Raw genomic sequence first — 16116 nt, 5'->3', positions numbered from 1 at the left:
CTAAGATGCAGCGCATCGAGCGTCTCTTCGCGAAAGTCACCGGGACCGAGCTGTTTCCCACCGATGCGCAAGCTGTCGCATTGTGCGAGGACCTCTTCGCGGGCGATCCGGTCGCGGAACGGTTCGTCGCGGAGGTGATGCACGGCGAGATCGGTCCGCGAGCCGGGCGCCGGATGCTGGAAACGGCGCTGACCCAGGGTATCGAGGCAGTGCCGGACGCGCCGGAATCGATGCGCGCGCTGTTCGAGGAGTTCGAGACGGTGCCCGAGTGGGTGGTGCCCGAACTGGTCGAGCAGGGCGCGGCGATCTGGCGGCGGTGGGGAACGATGCTGTTCAGCTTCGCGGGCGCGGAAACACTCGAGATGTACACCGAAGCCGCTGTCGCGACGCCGTTGTCGCTGGCCGGCGGATACGCCGGGGACAGCGCGCTGCGCCGCTTCCTGGAGACGACCCGCTTCTGGATCGATGTCTCCGAGCCCCGCGCACTGCTGACTCCGGGATCGGCGGGGCGCGCCACGGCGTTGAAGGTGCGCATCATGCACGTCTCGATCCGCGCGAAAGTCGCCGGGCACCCGGAGTGGGACATCGAACGGTGGGGCCTGCCGATCAGTCAGACCTATCAGATGCTGACCCTGCTGGGCGGCAGCGTCACCCCCGGGCTCGGCTTGTGGGCGCTCGGCTACCAGACGACGCCGTCGGAAATCCGTGCGCTGCTCCACTTTCAGAAGTACATGGGTTACCTGCTCGGGGTGCGGCTGCGCTGGTATCCGGAAACCGTCCTCGACTCGTTGCGTGTGCTGGCCATGACCATCGCCTCTCGCTCCTACGACGCGGGCAAGCACGGTGCGGAGTTGATCGAGTCCTATCCGGTGGCATTCGCGCCTCGCGACGGCCACCGAGGTCTCACAAGGCTGCGCGAGACGTACAACTTCCGCATCAACTCCGTGTACTCCGCGATGTACATGGCTCCCTGGACGAGGCGTCGCTACAAGATGCCCCCGGCCTTTCCCTGGGTCGCCATCCCGATCGCGCGCTTTCCTCTGATCACGGCGATGGAACTCCTGCGCAGGGCGTGCCCGCCCTTCGCGCGGGCGCACGAAAAGCTCATGCTGTGGCATCGCGAAAATTGGTATCGCGCTCAGATGCAGGGCCGCGAAGCGGCTTTCGACGCCGGCGGGGCGCTCCGCCGATGACCTTCAGGCCGCGCTCGCCTTCGAGCCGCGCCAACCGGATCCGATTCGCCGCCACAGGACGCCGTCGGGTCCACCGACACCGAAAGCAGCGATGAATACCGCAGAAATCGTCGAAGTATGGAACGGGCCCGGACGCCGGGACGGGGTGCTGACTCCCGTGGAGCCGCAGCACAACGGCCTTCATCCGGCACCGAGCAAACTGGCCTTCGAGCACTGGTACTTCGACGCCCACCTCGACACCGGGCACGTCGTGATCGGGTTCCTGACCAAGCGGCGGCCCGAGGATCTCCCCAACGTCAAACCCTGGGTGGAGATGATGGTGTACGCACCGGATGGAACCCGCCGCCAGGTGTCCAGGCGGTATCCACGAGCGGCGGCGGTGTTCTCGGCCGAAGCCTGCGACGTGCGGATCGGCCCCAACCGCGCCCACACCGAGCACCCGGCGGATGGGCTGCCGATTCACCATCTGCACATGGCCGAGGACGGAATAGTCTTCGATCTGCGATTCCACAACGAAACCCCCAGTTGGATGCCGGGCAAGGGAGAATCCCGTTTCGGGAGCCGGGATTCGTTCGGGTGGATGGTGGGGGCGCCCCGCGCCCGGGTGACGGGCGCCATCGAACTGGACGGCACCCGGCACGAGGTCACCGGGCGCGGGTATCACGACCACAACTGGGGCGTCGGCGACATGAAGAAGATCATCGACCGCTGGCACTGGGGCCGCCTCTACGTCGAGGACTATTCACTGCTCTACGCCTCGGTACTGACCCAGCAGCGTCGAGGTGGGCACGAGATCAGTCCGCTGATGCTCGCCCACCACGCCGACATCGTGTTGTCGACCGGCGAGACGATTCTCACCGAAGGTCCGGCGCGCTTCGACGCCGTCGCAGGCCGAACCTATCCGGAATGGATCGAGCTGCGGGTGCCGGGAAGCGTGGATCTGCGCTTGGTCGTCGACAAGGTCATCCACGCCCACGACCTGATCGACGACATCCCCGTCGCCCGATCGCGGCTGATCAAACCGCTGGTACACCGGCTGGTCGGACATCCCGGCTACTTCCGGTTCGAGTCGTCGTTCGAATTGACCGTCCACACCGCGACCGGCATCGAAAAGCGCACCGGCTCGACGTTGCACGAATTGGTCGCCCTGGCCTGACCCGGGCCGCCCAGTTTCTGGAGAGGGAAACCAGCCCATGGCGGTCAGCATCTGATTCGACTCCTCCAACTGCTGGGCGGCGTCCGTGTCGAGCGCGGTGGCTCTCGCCGCTGCGTGGCGGCATCGGCGCCACGCAGTGTAAAGCCGGTAGCGGTCAGGAGACCGTCTGACGATCTGGGCCCGACGGGTCGGGGTCGGCCGATCGCGCATAGGCTGCTGGGGCTGTGACGCCGGCGGTGGTGAACTGGCAGGCGCCGTGCGCGCTGAATGGTTCGGCGAGTTGGGCGAGATAGCCGACCGGGTAGTGGGGTTTGGCGGCCATACCGAGGTCGGCACTGCTGAAACGGCGGGCGGGATCGTAGCTGTAGGTGCGCAGCAGGTGATCCCAGAGCAGCGTGAACAGTCCGAAGTTGACGTCACCGATGCCGGCCCATTTGAGGTGGTGGAATCGATGGCCTTCGTTGAGGGCAAGCACACGCGCGAACGGGCCGACGCGGTAGTCGGCATTGGAGTGTTGCAGCAGAAGTTGCACGGCCACGGCGAGCGACAGGGCACCGGCGACCGGAACAGGTATGCCGAGCAGCAGCAGCGGAGTGACGCCCGCGGTCATTTCGATGGTCTGGTGCAGCGGGTGTTTCATCAGCCCGTTGAGGCCGTAGAACCGTTTGACGCTGTGGTGCACGGCATGGAACCGCCACAGCACACCGATTTTGTGGCTGGCGTAGTGGGTGAGAGTGATGCCGAGATCGGCGAACAGGATCGCGATCAGCACTTGAACGACGAACGGTAGTGTCGCAGGCCAGATTCCGTCGCCGGGTGTCAGTGCCGCGAGTGCGGGTATGGCGGCCACGCTGGCGAGGATGAGTGTTTCGTTGACGACGGCGTGAGCCGTATCGCGGCCGGAATCCCCCTGCGAGCCATTCCAAGTCGACTCGTAGGGCAGCACGCGTTCGGCGGTGAACGACAGGGCGATCGCGACGACGAGCAGGGCGAGCAGCCATAGTTTGCTCGCGCCGGAGGCGGCGACGGCGATGCCGACGCCGTTGACGCCGAGCAGCATGAGCGGCGCGTAACCGTAGCGGACGGCCGGTTGGATAAGCGTGATCATGATTTCAGCGTCGCCGGACGGCGTGGACGAGCGCTTGTAGAAATCGGCTGACCTCACCGCCGACTCAGCCGGATGTCCGGCGCCAGCCGGTCGCCGCCAGGGCCTCGGTGGGGGTGATGCCGAACAGGTCGCGGCAGGTGCGGGTGAGGTGCGCGCTGTCGGAGAATCCGGCGGCGTGGGCGGCTTCGGTCAGCGATCGTCCCGCCCGGACCTGATCGATGGCGCGGCGCAGCCGCGTCCAGCGCCGCCATGCCGCATAGGGCAGCCCGACCTCGGCGGCGAACAGGTGCGACAGGCGACTCGGGGACATCGCGACCCGGCGGGCCAGCTCACCGAGGGCCGGTGGTCCGACCGGGCCGGCGTCTGCCGATTCCATCGCCGCGATCACCACCGGATGTGCGGCGCGCCGGGGCACGATGATCGCCGAATCCCGTGGCGGGTAACCGTGCGACGTCGGGATGGCCGCCGCGATCCAACTCTCTACCCGATCTGCGGGCCGGTCGGCCAGACGGGCGACGGCAGCGCGTCCAGCGACACCGGCCGGGTCGAGGTAGGCGAGGAATCCGGCGGTCCCGGCCGCCACGCGCACCTCGTGACGGACTCCGGGCGGGATGATCGCGAGGTCTGCGCGCCCGGCGTTCCCGCCGCCGTCGACGAGGGTGAGTTCGCCGCGGGTGACCAGCAGTACCTGCACGGCAGCGTGGGAATGCGTCGCGGTAGCCCCGATTTCGCCGGTGAAGGCCATCAGACCGGGAGTGAACACGACACCGCCGAGCCACTGGGAGATCGAGTCGGTCATCGCGCCTCGCTACCGGCCGATGGGCGCAGGACGATCGACCCGGCGGCACGCCGAGCAGCGACTACCCCTCTCCGGCCGCGGCGGCCGGGCCGGGCAAGCCGTCGAGGTAGCGAACCAGGGCGCGAATGAGGGTCGCGTTCACCGAGATTTCCGGGGACAAGGAGGGTGGACACCACACTCCACCGTATCCCGGAAGCGGCACACATCCCCACGGAGAACGCCCCCGGCCGAGTCGCCCGCGCCCTCATCGATTTCTTCACGGCGTAGAGGTCGGTCCGCAGAACCTGTTGGCAGTTCGCGTGACTGTTGTCGCGCACCACTGCTCGCCGCCACAGTTGCGCTGTCAAGCCTTTGGTCAGGTCGGCCAACCTCCCGCGGCAGCAGTGGACTGGGCGAATTCGGCGAAAGTCCGTGGCGGGCGACCGAGGGCACGCTGCACGCCGTCGGAGACGTGTTCGTCCTTCCCCTCCCGCAGCGGCGCGACGACGTCGGCAAAGGCAGCGGCGTCCGCGGGCGGCAATCCCTGCCGAACGAGTTCCGCGACGTAGTCCTCGACGGAGAGTGGCACGTAACGGATTTCGCGGCCGGTGGCCTCGGAGATCGTGGCGACTGCCTCGGCCAGGGTCACCGCCCGGGGACCGGACAGCTCGTAGATCTCCCCCACGTGCCGGTCTTCGGTCAGCGCGGCGACCACCACCGCGGCGATGTCCTCGGCATCCACGAAGCTGGCTGCCCCATCGCCGGCCGGCAGCCGCAGTTCACCGGCGCGGATGGCATCGGCGAAGAAACCCTCGCTGAAGTTCTGCGCGAACCAGCCCGGCCTGCTGATCGTCCACTCCGAACCGCTCTCCCGCACAGCGGCCTCGCTATCGAGGATGCCCGCCAAGACTCCTCTGCTGTCCTTGACGTAGTCCGGATTGTCGATCCCGCGCCCCGAGGCCAGCACGATCCGCTGCACTCCATGCCGCATCGCCCGCTCGACGAACGGGCGAACGAGTTCAGTGCCGTCCAGTTGCACGATATACATGGACCGCACGCCCTCCAGTGCGGCATCCCAGGTGCCGCGGTCGGTCCAATCGAAGACGTGCTCGCCCTTCCGAGCCGCCGCGCGAACCGGCAGCCCCTTCGCCCGCAATCGGCTTACGACGCGGCGGCCGGACTTGCCGGTCGCCCCCGTGACAAGAATCGGATGTTCAGACATGTCCTTTAGTCAACCGGCTGGTACCGAGACGATCCATGGTCAGGAAGCTCCAGTCGATGTCTATGCGTCTACGCTGAAGGCATGGACGCCGTGTCGGAGCTGTTGGCAGAAGTACGGGCGCGCGGCGCGGTTTTCCGGCAGTCGATCATGCGCCCGCCCTGGGCCCTGCGAATGGCCAGTGGCGCCCCGCTGACGCTGGTCACGATGCTGCGCGGCCGGGCGTGGATCGTCCCGGACCAGCACGAAGCGGTAGCCATCGGCGTCGGCGACATAGCCGTCATCCGCGGAGACGTGCCCTACACGGTGGCCGACCACCCCGCGACCACACCCTCGCTGGTGGTGACCAGCGCCGACTACTGCCCGGGAGCCGAAGGCGTCGAACGTGCCGCCGGGCCCGCCCGGACCTGCGGCACACCGTCCGAGGAGGCCGCTGTACTGGTCAGCGGCGCTTTCGAGCGCCGGGGCGAGCTCAGCGAACGACTGCTGCGAACTCTGCCCGCCGTGCTGGTGGTGCCGCGCGAGGAGGGCCCCTACCCGTCGGTGGAGACAGTGGCCGAAGAGGTCGCCAGAGACCGGCCGGGACAGCAACTGGTGCTGGACCGGCTGCTGGATCTGATGCTGGTCTCCGCGCTGCGCAGCTGGTTCGACAACCCGGACGCCGACGCCCCGGCCTGGTGCCGCGCACTGGACGACCCGGTCGTGGGTGCGGCGCTTCGGCTCCTGCACGACACACCTGCCCACCCATGGACGGTGGCGGAGCTCGCGTCGAAGGTGGGAGTGTCGCGAGCCGCGCTCGCCCGGCGGTTCACCGCGCTGGTCGGCGAGCCGCCGATGTCCTACCTCACGGGCTGGCGGATCGACTCGGCCGCGAACCTGCTGCGGGAGACCGACCACACGGTGGGCACGATCGCGAGAAAGGTGGGCTACGCCAACGCCTTCGCATTGAGCGTGGCTTTCAAGCGGCTACGCGGCACGCGGCCCAGTGACCACCGGAGCCCGAAACCCCAGTGGCGGGCCGAATAAGGACAATTACGAGCGGCCATCCGGGACGCGCCACCCACCAGGCAGAGACCTGTTCTCACCAGCGGCGCACACTCGCGAGGGTGGCGCGGGCCGCCGGATACGCTCACCCGGTGCCTATTTCGTTCGACATCGGGGAAATGCAGCAGGTCGACAACGCGACCTGGCGGGATCCTCGGACCGGTGACATGGTGAACGTGTCGTACTTCGACATCGTCCCGGATCTGCCTGCACCACTGGAGGATCTGGCGACTCTGCGCCGTCGCCTGGCCGAGAGAAGTGCCGAGAACGGCTGCCTGATCGAAGCTTTCGTGGTGTGGCTGGACGCGCAGCCCGCGCTGTTGCGAATGGAGAAGTTGCCATTGCCGAACCAGCCCCAGGGCTTGGTGTTCGCCGCGTCCGTGATCGTCCCGAAGTCCCGCAGCAGCGCGGTCCTGCAGATCCTTTGTCCCGAGACCGGCACCACCGGCCTGCGTGAGGCCATGCTCGCCACCAAGATCGGTTTCGACAACATGTACCCGCCGCATCCCTACGCACCCGAGGTACAGGGCCGGCTGCCGTACAACGCCGCCGACGACATCCGTTGGGACGCGGAAATCCCCGATCATCCGCTCAGCCGTGCCCGTCGCTGGATCGCGCACACCGTCCCGACCGCCCGGCTCGCCCCGGAGTTCGCGGCACTGCCCCCGTTCGCCGGCTGACACCACGTGGCCACCACGGGATCGCCAACCCTGCTGTCGCGCAGGCCAGGACATCTGGCGGTGCACTGGCTCGGGAGCTACCGGGACCTGGTCCGGCAATGCCGAACCGGATCATCCCGCCCGATCAACCGGACCCACCCGCTTCGGTAGGGTCGCAGCCGGGGGCCCGGATAAGCGCGGGCATCGGCCGCGACCCGGAAATAGATCGTTTTGCCGGAGTTCCTTATTCGGCACCGCACGCCGCGACCCACTCCCAGCGGCCTCCCCCTCTTGCACGGCCCAGTGTGATGCGTCATCGGCTGCCGACCCGTGGTCTTGACCTCGAGCAAAGTTGAGCTTCTAGCGTCGTCCGCGACGATAGGAGTTCGTTGATGACGACATTGGTTACGGGCGCCACCGGAAATACCGGCCGCCACGTGGTTGGAGAACTGGTCCGGCGGGGAGAACGCGTTCGAGCGCTGACACGGAATCCCGCTGCTGCCGCACGAATTCTGCCGCCCGGTGTGGAGTTGGTGGCGGGCACGCATACCGCACCGCGGATGCTGGAGGCGGCCCTCGAAGGCGTCGGCCGACTGCATGTCACGGTAACGGCGGGGCTCGCCGAAGCCGGTCCCGAGCTGGTGCGGCGGGCGTGCGCGGCGGGCGTGCGGCGGATCACCGTGGTGTGGGGCGGTGCGGTCGGACCGGTCGAACAGGCCGTGGCCGATTCGGGTGTGGAGTGGACGCGCCTGGAACCGCAAGAATTCATGTCCAACACATTGACCTGGATCGAATCGATCCGAGCCGAGGGCGTCGTGCGTGAACCCTACGACTTCCCCAGCGCGCTGGTGCACGAGGCCGACATAGCGGCCGTCGCAGCTGTCGCGCTGCTCGACGACGGCCACGCGGGGCGCGCTTACAACCTCACCGGCCCGCAATCACTGACACCTCGGGAGCGGATCGAGATCCTGTCTTCGGCTGTCGGCCGCGACATATCCTTCGTCCCGATCACCCATGAGCAGGCCATCGACAGACTCCTGGCCACCGGCGTACCCCGAGCCGATGCCGAATACGTCATCGGCTGGTACGCCGCGCCCAGCGAGGACTCCACCACTGTGGTCGACACCGTCGAGCGGATAACCGGCCGCCCAGCCCGCACTTTCGCCCAATGGGCGGCCGAACACGCGGAACGTTTTCAGCAGCATCGGTAGCTGGTCGAACGCTAGCGCGCGCAGGGAAGCCACGGGTCAGCGTGCGCTGCGATGTGGGCGTTCAGCGCGTGATCTCCGAGTCCACGGCCAGGTCATCGAGGCCCACACCGCAAGCAGGAGCACGGCCACGGTGACCAGGTACCAGGGCCAGGGGCCGAGCACATCGAGCAGTGAGGGGGTCGCGGGTTTCCCGTTGACGAATCCATAGTTGGTGCCGGCGATCGAGTTGAAGACGAACGTGACCGCGACCCACACCACGGTGACGATTACGGCAAGCCAATAGCTTCGCCAGTCCGGTCGCATGCCGATGCCCCAGGTGAGGTAGATGGCTGCCCAGACCACGACCAGATGGATCGCCCAGAAGGCAAGGAATTCGGGATTCGGGAAATCCGGGCCGTCGAGTGCCGGTGACACGAGCGCCTGCGTGCTGAGAGTCAGGCACCAGTAATAGGTCAGCGCGTACGCCCAGCGCCGGTGCGACCACAGGGCGTATGCCGCGACCATGGTCGCGAGATCGGTCAGTCGCAGCGGAACCGAGCGGCCGAGAGTCGGCGGAACCATCGCGGAGAAGTAGATCGCCAGATACAACAACAGCGTCGCGCCACCGGCAACGCGACCGAATCGGCGTTCCCCTTCCGGGCTGCGGTGCCTACGGCCGACCCGGACAACCAACGCCGCACCGGCCGTGAACACGGCCAGCACGATCCAGTGTGATGGCCCGTATGCGGAGAACTCGCGCAGCGCCGATGGCGGGTCCACCTAGCTGATCTTATTCGCGCGGACGCAGCCGCCGTCGGATTTGTACGTCCGCGCGCCCGCACACCGAGGCGACCGCGGTCCCGCGGCACAGTGACCCACCCAACAGCATAATCTGGAATGATTCCAATAAAGACAGCCGTTGTTCCTGGTGAAGCATTCCGGAAAGGAGCACAACCATGACTGCGGCACCTCGCACTCAGCAGCGGACCAATCGCCGTCTCGCCGACGATGTCCGGAATTTCACCGCCTCCCCCCGGCTGGCCGCCGACCTGCAGCGTGTACTCGTCGATCTCGTCGAACTGCATCTGCAAGGCAAGCAGGCCCACTGGAACGTCGTCGGGACCAACTTCCGCGACCTGCACCTACAGCTCGACGAGCTCGTCGACGCAGCCCGCGAGAGCAGCGACACCGTCGCCGAGCGGATGCGAGCCCTCGATGCCGTCCCCGACGGGCGTTCCGATACCGTCGCCGCGACGACGAGCCTCCCACCGTTCCCCGCCCAAGAGGTGAACACCGCCGACGTCGTCGACTTGATCACGACGCGGACCTACGCGGCGATCGACACCATCCGCGACGTGCACGACACCGTGGACGCCGAGGACCCCAGCTCCAGCGATCTGCTGCACCAGGTCATCGACTCGCTGGAGAAGCTGGCGTGGATGATCAAGTCGGAGAACCGCAGCGTCTGACCGCCCCGACCTCGACCCGCCGTGGTGCTGTTCGCTCGCGGCGGGTTCTGTGTCACCTTCCGCAGCACGCTGGTGACTGGCCTAGGTTTCGCCGCGGAGGGCCGCCCAAGCGTCCGCCACGGGACCGACATGCCCCAGCTTGTCCGGGTTGTTCACCGTGCGGATCGTCTGGATCTGTCCGTCGAGGATGTCCAGCGCCCAGGTGTTGAGGACCTTGCCGTCCTGGTCGCGGAAGATCGCACCCGGCTGGCCGTTCACCAGGTGCGGTTCCATCTTCGCGTCGATCCGAGCGAACATCCGGACGAGCGCGGCGAGCGCCCGAGCCACGTTCCGAGCTCCGATGAATCGGTCGGCCCATTGCGGAGCCTTGCCGCCGCCGTCGCCGACCATCTGGACGTCGGCGGCCAGTAGCTCGGTCAGCCCTTCGACATCCCCGTCCCGGAAGGCGTCGAGAAATCGCGCGGCGAGCTTCTCGCGCTGGGCGCGGTCGGCCTCGAACCGAGGCCGGGCCGCGTCCATATGGCGGCGCGCCCGCACCGCGAGCTGGCGGCACGCGGCTTCCGAGCGTCCCACGGCGGAGGCGACCTCGGGGAAGCCGAACCCGAACACTTCCCGCAGGACGAAGACGGCGCGTTCGAGCGGGCTGAGCCGCTCGAGCAGCAGCAGGGCTGCCATGGACAACGAGTCGGCCAGTTCCGCCGAGCGCTGCGGATCCTCGTAGGGGTCGGACAGCAGCGGCTCGGGGAACCACGGCCCGACGTACTCCTCCCGCCGGACACGGGCCGAGCGCAGCACGTCGATCGAGATCCTGCTCACGGTGGCAGCCAGGAACGCCTTCGCCGACGCGGGACGGGTCGGAGATGCCGCATAGCGCAGCCAGGTCTCCTGGACCGCGTCCTCCGCTTCGGTCACGCTGCCCAGCAGCCGGTAGGCGATCGAGAACAACAGCGGCCGTAGATCTCGGAACTCCTCCTCGCGCATCCTCACCAGGGCACCGAACCGTCTTCGCCGAAGAACCCGCCCGTCGGCCCGTCCGCGTCGAGCGTGGCCAAGCGCACCAAGACCGCGGCGCCCTGCGCGACCGTGAGGAAACCGGTGTGGTTGTTGCTGTCGGTGTCGACGCAGCCGGGAGCGACGGCGTTGACGAGGAACCCGTCCTTGCGCAGCTCCTTGGCGTAGTTCACGGTCAGCGCGGTCACCGCGGATTTCGACGGCGAGTACGCCGCCGACGGCAGCAGTGTCGCGAAGGGACCGTCGAGGTCGCTGGTGAGGGTCAGCGACGCGGCATGACTGCTGACGTTGACGATGCGCGGCGCCGGTGACCGCCGCAGCAGCGGCAGCATGGCGTTGGTCACCGCGATCACCCCGAAAACGTTGGTCTCGAACACCTCCCGGACCATGTCCAGGTCGACGGTGCTGGGGACTTGATCGTAGGCGTCCTGGGGCGAAACTTGCCCGGAGCCGGTGATGCCGGCGTTGTTGATCAGCACGTCGAGCCGGCCGAAGCGCTCTTCGATCTGCTTCGCGGCCTCCTCGATGGTCGTGCGGTCGGTGACGTCCAGGGTGACCGCGTGGGCGGCGCCACCTGCCGCGCGCAGCGCCACGGCAGCCTCCTCACCGCGCCGCGGGTCTCTGGCACCGATCAGGACAACCATGCCCCGCGCCGCGAGTTGCTCGGCAGCCCCACGGCCGATCCCCTTGTTCGCCCCGGTAACCAGCGCGACCTTCTGATGTGTGGTCTGCTCGCTCATGACCAGCTCCTTGCTATGAGACGGTGTTCCTTCGCAGAACCTGTCTGCGAAACACGAGACGAGACAGCCTGGCCCCCTGTGACATGCGGACCGAAAATATCCGACAGAAGAACTGGCACCTGTCACACGAACAGAAGGATCACCAGCCGACCGATGCGGCCCCTACGCGAATCCGAGATCGCTGACCTACTGACACGAGACGTCGTGGCGCACCTGGCCACGATCGACTCAGCGGGCTACCCGCACATCACGCCTCTGTGGTTCCTCTGGCTCGACGGCAGGTTCTATCTGACCAGCTACGCCGACCGACCGCACCTCGAGCGGATACGGTCCAACCCTCGCGTCGGGCTCGTCCTCGATGTCGAAGATGCCCTCCGCGCCGATGGCGAGCGACCGAACCGGCAGGTTCGAGTGATCGGCACCGCAAGTCTTGCCCTTGACCCGGCCTGCGCCTGGACCGAACGCATCAGAACCAAGTACATCAGCGACGACATCGCGCCGGGAGTCGCGCAACGGGATCTCGAACGCGCCCGAGTCGTGATCACCGTCGTCCCCAGCCAGATCACGGCTGTCGCCAGTGTCTGAGGTCGGCGCTGGTCGCCGGGGTCGATCCGGGACGGGTCGGTCATGATCCAGGCGGTGACTCGACGAACCGAGGGTGGTGGGGTTGGCGGCCCCGGGATGTGGGCGGTGCGCCTTTGGCCGCTGCTTCGGCGTAGGCGCCAGCTCGGTCGCGGCAGATGATTTCGATGCCGGGACGGTCTCGAAGCCAGGCGGTCAGGTTCTCGGTGCTGCGGTCGGTGAGCATCTCGATCGGTCGGCGGGTCGCCATGTCGATCAGGATCGTGCAGTAGTGGTGTCCGCGGCGCAGGGTGAAGTCGTCCACACCCAGGATCCAGGGCCGCACCGGTGCCGGATCGGGCAGCGCGCGGATCTGGCGCAGCAGGGTCATGCGGCTGCCCCTCGCTGCCAGGTGCCCGGTCAACCGGGCGCCGGCCCGCCCACCCAAGGCGAGCGCTACCGCGGGCAACACCCGCTACAGGTGGGTCGCTTCCGGCGCGACACTTCCGAACCCGGATTTCGCGACACACCGTCGGGAAGGGGGCTTCTTCGGAAACAGATCCGCGCAAAGTCGTTGGCGGGCATAATCATTAGCGGAGTGGAGGTGCCGGAACTGTGGGGTCCGGTGCGTTTTCTGATTGCCTTGTCGATCGTGTCCGCGACTATATATCGCAATGCCGCCTGGGGATTGGTTCCGTGCCTTTCCAAGTCCCTCGGCGGCGAGTAGTACAGCCATGCAACGCGGGTAACGGTTGCGGAATTGTCCGAAATCGAGCGAAAGGTCCGACAGAATGCCACAGAGCATCGATCTGAACAAGCACCTGAGCGACACAATTATCTATCTGGTAAAAAAGAACCTCCCCGCCAATGCCAACGTGCAATTAGACAGACTACTCTTCGATCTTCTGGAGTTCGACGGCGATATCACTTATCACCTTGATCAGTGGAGTCCGAGCACAGTAATGGACACCATCGACACGGTAACCGAGACGAATAATACCTCCGTCCCTCAACAAACAACCGTGATCCGGACCGAGAAAGTCACTAACAGCTACACATGGTCCAGCGAACACTCTGTGTCCGTCGGCATCTCGCTCACGAGCAGCGTGAAGGTCCCCTTCATCGGCGGTATTGATACCACCATATCCACCGAGTATTCATACACATCAAGCGAATCCAAAACAGAGACCAAGGAGCGAGGCTGGGAGTTCCATAAGCAACTCACCATTCCGCCGCGGTCCAAGGTCACGGCGATACTGATGATCGAGAAGACCAAACCCAGTGTTCCTTACACGATGGTCGGTGCCTTCGGTGGGCATATAGGAGGTGAAGGGACGTATACCGCGCCAGGCCAAAATGGCAGGTTCCGGTATTACCCCACTATCACAGGGATTTTTGCGGAGAAGCCCTTGGCCGGGTTTCGCAACGAGGGCGCGAAAACCTACTTCCGCACCAACGGCGTCTTCGTGGCGAACGAAGGAATCAAAGCCGTGATCGACGTCACCGAGGCGCCACTGGACAACCGCGAACCTGCCAGGAATTACATCATCGATGTCACACCCGAGCTCATGGAAACGCTAGAAGTCGTTCCCGCAGCAACAGTCAGCTGATCTGCTGCATCGCTGAAGTTCGTGCATGCGTGGGGCCCACGTCGATAACGAGCGCCTGGGCCCCACTGCCGAAGCGTGAAGGGCCATGCGTCATGCATGTGGTCTGACTCGAAGACCTCGTGGACCCGGTCGGCTGATACAGATCTCGGTCACGGCCGCAGCCGCGCCTCGTGCGATCGACAGGGCGTGGGATGCGCTGGGCCGGTCGGTGCAGGCCAACCGCGACACCGCCCGCGCGCATGATCGAGCCGAGGCGGCGACGCGCACGACCGATCGCCGCTATGCACCGCGCACCGTTCGGACGCGCGAAGACAGACCTCCTCCGGAAACGATCCCCATGAGCGACTGACAAAACCGGCCGACCACATCACGAAATTTGTGCCATATCCTGAACCTTGACCCGTCTGGTCCGATTCACCGGCGACCCACCCGGTGTCGAACGCGCGGGGTAATGCCGACGAGCGGAGGTCCGCCGAGGAGGCAGATCATTTCATGTACAGGGGTTCCGGTCGTAACCGCACGACAGGTGTAGGAAGTTGTTTCGATACTAGAGGTTCGAAAACCACGGCGTTTCGGACCAGCGTAGTGGTCTCCGGGTACCTCCGCACGGTCGCCCGAAACGCCGGTCGGTACCGCCCAGGCCACAGCAGTCGCGGGGCCCATGCGCTCGATGACATCGGCGTGTCGAGAGGTACGACGCTGAGGCGAGGGCGTACGTCCAACGGACGTCCGGGAATACCGCATACCGCGCTGGCCTGGGCTGGCCGAATAGCGTGTGTCGGTGTGCCTGCTTAGGCCGCTGCCAGCGACGAGTTGAACGCGGTCGCGCGGTGGCGGCGGTGCAGTTCGCTGATGACGGTGCCGTCGGCGATGTTGAAAGCGGCGAACAGGCTGGTGGTGCCGTGGCGGGCGTAGTCGTGGGTGCGGCGCTCGGGCATGCCCGGCATCATCGGTAGCACCGGCTGGGAACGATCCAGGGCCTGCATCTGCGATTTCTCGTCCACACACAACACAACAGCCCGCTCGGGCGGATTGTGGTACAGGCCGACGACATCCACCACTTTCTCCACGAACAGCGGGTCTGTCGACAGTTTGAACCCGTCGACCAGATGTGGTTTCAGCTCGAACCGCCGCCAGATCCGCCCGATCGTCGATCTCGACAGCCCGGTCCGATCGGCCATCGACGACCGCGACCAATGCGTGGCATCACGCGGAGTCTGCTCCAGGGTCAAGGCCAGCACCTGTTCCACCCGGTCCAACAGTATCGACGGCGGCCGTCCCGGCCGGGGTTCGTCGGCCAGCCCGCCCAGGCCGTGTTCGATGAAGCGTTTTCGCCACTTCGCCACGGTCATCGGCGTGACACCTACCGCTGCCGCCACATGCGCGTTCGCCGCGCCCGGCTCCGCGCACGCCAGCACGATCCGGCACCGTAACGCATACGCCTGCGTCGATGTCGCCGCCCCCGCACCCCGCACCACTCCCGACGCTGCGCCTCGGTCACCACCAAATCCGGGCCCGATCTCGGCCGCCCCGTCCTCGCCACCGCCGAATCCTACGATTAGCAAACGTATTTCAGGCGTGGAACACTAGTTCTGGGAGTGTCAGAACCTTTGTGGGTGAAGGCGACCGGTTGTGAATTTACTTTTCGGTGTGGTCGGTGATGCGGTCGCCGTAGATCAGGGCGAACTGCTGCAGGGCTCGTTTCCAGCCGGGGGTGTGGCCGACGACGTTGGGCCGGTTCTTGCGGCGGTCGCGGATGACCAGGTAGAGCACTTTCAACGCGGCCTGGTCGGTCGGGAAGTGCCCGCGGCGGCGCACCGCTTGCCGGAAGCGAGCGTTGAGCGATTCGATCATGTTGGTCGTGTAGACGACCCGCCGGATCTCCGGCGGGAACTGCAGAAACGTGGTGAAGTGCTCCCAGGAACCGCGCCAGGTCTTGACGATCATCGGGTAACGATCGCCCCATTCGGCGGCGAACTCGGCGAACCGAGCCTCGGCCGCGTCGACCGTCGGGGCGGTATAAACCTGACGCAGCTGCTTGCTGATCGGCCCCCAGTGCTGTTTACCAGCGTATTTGAGGCTGGCCCGCACGAGGTGGACCACACACAGCTGCACGTCGGCTTGCGGCCAGATCTCGGCGATGGACTCCGGCAGTCCCTTCAACCCGTCGCAACAGACGATGCACACATCCTCGACACCTCGGTTACGCAGCTCGGCGAGCACCGCCATCCAATGCTTGGCGCCTTCACCGCCGTCGCCGACCCAGAGTCCGAGCACGTCACGGGCACCGTCGAGGCCGATGCCGACGGCGACGTAGACCGGGCGCGAGGCGACCTGACCATCGCGGATCTTGGCTCTGTCGCACTCTTCGTGATGCC

Annotated in this window: 16 protein-coding genes and 1 pseudogene; 8 read left to right on the top strand and 9 right to left on the bottom strand. The window is 66.4% G+C overall.

Annotated elements, in window-relative coordinates:
• The first annotated feature begins 5 nt into the window (after positions 1-5).
• The gene (locus ON19_RS31740; protein ID WP_083899753.1) at positions 6-1193 is read left to right on the top strand and encodes an oxygenase MpaB family protein; all 1188 of its coding nucleotides are present in this window, start codon (positions 6-8) and stop codon (positions 1191-1193) included.
• 91 nt (positions 1194-1284) lie between these two features.
• Positions 1285-2349: a lipocalin-like domain-containing protein gene (locus ON19_RS31735; RefSeq protein ID WP_043701226.1), complete on the top strand. Its 1065-nt coding sequence runs from the start codon at positions 1285-1287 to the stop codon at positions 2347-2349.
• A 154-nt stretch (positions 2350-2503) separates the two neighbouring features.
• Here the strand turns inward: ON19_RS31735 and ON19_RS31730 are convergent, their stop codons facing one another.
• The 3 genes from ON19_RS31730 to ON19_RS31720 all read right to left on the bottom strand — a co-directional run bounded on the left by ON19_RS31730 (position 2504) and on the right by ON19_RS31720 (position 5457).
• Positions 2504-3457: a sterol desaturase family protein gene (locus tag ON19_RS31730; RefSeq protein ID WP_043701231.1), complete on the bottom strand. Its 954-nt coding sequence runs from the start codon at positions 3455-3457 to the stop codon at positions 2504-2506.
• A 64-nt stretch (positions 3458-3521) separates the two neighbouring features.
• A complete protein-coding gene (locus tag ON19_RS31725; protein WP_051169497.1) occupies positions 3522-4256 on the bottom strand; it encodes an AraC family transcriptional regulator in 735 nt (244 codons plus the stop codon).
• A 355-nt stretch (positions 4257-4611) separates the two neighbouring features.
• On the bottom strand, positions 4612-5457 hold the full coding sequence (locus ON19_RS31720; RefSeq protein ID WP_043701223.1) for an NAD(P)H-binding protein: 846 nt from the start codon (positions 5455-5457) through the stop codon (positions 4612-4614).
• A gap of 81 nt (positions 5458-5538) precedes the next feature.
• Here ON19_RS31720 and ON19_RS31715 point away from each other — a divergent pair, with 81 nt between their 5' ends.
• The 3 genes from ON19_RS31715 to ON19_RS31705 all read left to right on the top strand — a co-directional run bounded on the left by ON19_RS31715 (position 5539) and on the right by ON19_RS31705 (position 8368).
• Positions 5539-6480, top strand: coding sequence for an AraC family transcriptional regulator (locus ON19_RS31715; protein ID WP_043701220.1), 942 nt, complete (start codon positions 5539-5541; stop codon positions 6478-6480).
• 110 nt (positions 6481-6590) lie between these two features.
• Complete coding sequence (locus tag ON19_RS31710; RefSeq protein WP_083899755.1) at positions 6591-7178, top strand: hypothetical protein; 588 nt, start codon at positions 6591-6593, stop codon at positions 7176-7178.
• Positions 7179-7549: 371 nt separating this feature from the next.
• Positions 7550-8368, top strand: coding sequence for an NmrA family NAD(P)-binding protein (locus ON19_RS31705; protein WP_043701215.1), 819 nt, complete (start codon positions 7550-7552; stop codon positions 8366-8368).
• A gap of 36 nt (positions 8369-8404) precedes the next feature.
• Here the strand turns inward: ON19_RS31705 and ON19_RS31700 are convergent, their stop codons facing one another.
• Entirely contained in the window at positions 8405-9127 is a 723-nt protein-coding gene (locus tag ON19_RS31700; RefSeq protein WP_043701212.1) for a YwaF family protein, read from the bottom strand.
• Between the two features lie 176 nt (positions 9128-9303).
• Here ON19_RS31700 and ON19_RS31695 point away from each other — a divergent pair, with 176 nt between their 5' ends.
• Complete coding sequence (locus ON19_RS31695; RefSeq protein WP_043701210.1) at positions 9304-9816, top strand: Dps family protein; 513 nt, start codon at positions 9304-9306, stop codon at positions 9814-9816.
• Between the two features lie 81 nt (positions 9817-9897).
• On the opposite strand, the gene ON19_RS31690 is transcribed toward ON19_RS31695, so the two are convergent.
• Entirely contained in the window at positions 9898-10797 is a 900-nt protein-coding gene (locus tag ON19_RS31690; protein WP_043701207.1) for an RNA polymerase sigma-70 factor, read from the bottom strand.
• A gap of 2 nt (positions 10798-10799) precedes the next feature.
• Complete coding sequence (locus tag ON19_RS31685) at positions 10800-11567, bottom strand: SDR family oxidoreductase (protein ID WP_043701204.1); 768 nt, start codon at positions 11565-11567, stop codon at positions 10800-10802.
• Positions 11568-11720: 153 nt separating this feature from the next.
• Between ON19_RS31685 and ON19_RS39370 the strand changes: the two genes are divergently transcribed.
• The gene (locus ON19_RS39370; protein ID WP_051169496.1) at positions 11721-12152 is read left to right on the top strand and encodes a pyridoxamine 5'-phosphate oxidase family protein; all 432 of its coding nucleotides are present in this window, start codon (positions 11721-11723) and stop codon (positions 12150-12152) included.
• Positions 12153-12192: 40 nt separating this feature from the next.
• Here the strand turns inward: ON19_RS39370 and ON19_RS31675 are convergent, their stop codons facing one another.
• Positions 12193-12519: a transposase gene (locus tag ON19_RS31675; RefSeq protein ID WP_043701201.1), complete on the bottom strand. Its 327-nt coding sequence runs from the start codon at positions 12517-12519 to the stop codon at positions 12193-12195.
• A gap of 400 nt (positions 12520-12919) precedes the next feature.
• Here ON19_RS31675 and ON19_RS31670 point away from each other — a divergent pair, with 400 nt between their 5' ends.
• On the top strand, positions 12920-13738 hold the full coding sequence (locus ON19_RS31670; protein ID WP_043701198.1) for an ETX/MTX2 family pore-forming toxin: 819 nt from the start codon (positions 12920-12922) through the stop codon (positions 13736-13738).
• An 815-nt stretch (positions 13739-14553) separates the two neighbouring features.
• Here ON19_RS31670 and ON19_RS31665 read toward each other — a convergent pair.
• Positions 14554-15189: pseudogene (locus ON19_RS31665) on the bottom strand (IS630 family transposase); the annotation flags it as partial.
• A 187-nt stretch (positions 15190-15376) separates the two neighbouring features.
• The coding region (locus ON19_RS31660; RefSeq protein WP_043701195.1) for an IS256 family transposase at positions 15377-16116 on the bottom strand (740 nt) is incomplete at its 5' end.

Source organism: Nocardia abscessus NBRC 100374, assembly GCF_000308455.1.
In the GTDB taxonomy this organism is placed as follows: Bacteria; Actinomycetota; Actinomycetes; order Mycobacteriales; family Mycobacteriaceae; genus Nocardia; species Nocardia abscessus.
This window is presented reverse-complemented; position numbering and strand designations above follow the sequence as displayed.

Excerpts from the sequence above, each read along its gene's own strand:
- ON19_RS31740 (WP_083899753.1), top strand. The coding sequence starts at position 6 with ATGCAGCGCATCGAGCGTCTCTTCGCGAAAGTCACCGGGACCGAGCTG.
- ON19_RS31735 (WP_043701226.1), top strand. The coding sequence starts at position 1,285 with ATGAATACCGCAGAAATCGTCGAAGTATGGAACGGGCCCGGACGCCGG.
- ON19_RS31730 (WP_043701231.1), bottom strand. The coding sequence starts at position 3,457 with ATGATCACGCTTATCCAACCGGCCGTCCGCTACGGTTACGCGCCGCTC.
- ON19_RS31725 (WP_051169497.1), bottom strand. The coding sequence starts at position 4,256 with ATGACCGACTCGATCTCCCAGTGGCTCGGCGGTGTCGTGTTCACTCCC.
- ON19_RS31720 (WP_043701223.1), bottom strand. The coding sequence starts at position 5,457 with ATGTCTGAACATCCGATTCTTGTCACGGGGGCGACCGGCAAGTCCGGC.
- ON19_RS31715 (WP_043701220.1), top strand. The coding sequence starts at position 5,539 with ATGGACGCCGTGTCGGAGCTGTTGGCAGAAGTACGGGCGCGCGGCGCG.
- ON19_RS31705 (WP_043701215.1), top strand. The coding sequence starts at position 7,550 with ATGACGACATTGGTTACGGGCGCCACCGGAAATACCGGCCGCCACGTG.
- ON19_RS31695 (WP_043701210.1), top strand. The coding sequence starts at position 9,304 with ATGACTGCGGCACCTCGCACTCAGCAGCGGACCAATCGCCGTCTCGCC.
- ON19_RS31690 (WP_043701207.1), bottom strand. The coding sequence starts at position 10,797 with ATGCGCGAGGAGGAGTTCCGAGATCTACGGCCGCTGTTGTTCTCGATC.
- ON19_RS31685 (WP_043701204.1), bottom strand. The coding sequence starts at position 11,567 with ATGAGCGAGCAGACCACACATCAGAAGGTCGCGCTGGTTACCGGGGCG.
- ON19_RS39370 (WP_051169496.1), top strand. The coding sequence starts at position 11,721 with ATGCGGCCCCTACGCGAATCCGAGATCGCTGACCTACTGACACGAGAC.
- ON19_RS31675 (WP_043701201.1), bottom strand. The coding sequence starts at position 12,519 with ATGACCCTGCTGCGCCAGATCCGCGCGCTGCCCGATCCGGCACCGGTG.
- ON19_RS31670 (WP_043701198.1), top strand. The coding sequence starts at position 12,920 with ATGCCACAGAGCATCGATCTGAACAAGCACCTGAGCGACACAATTATC.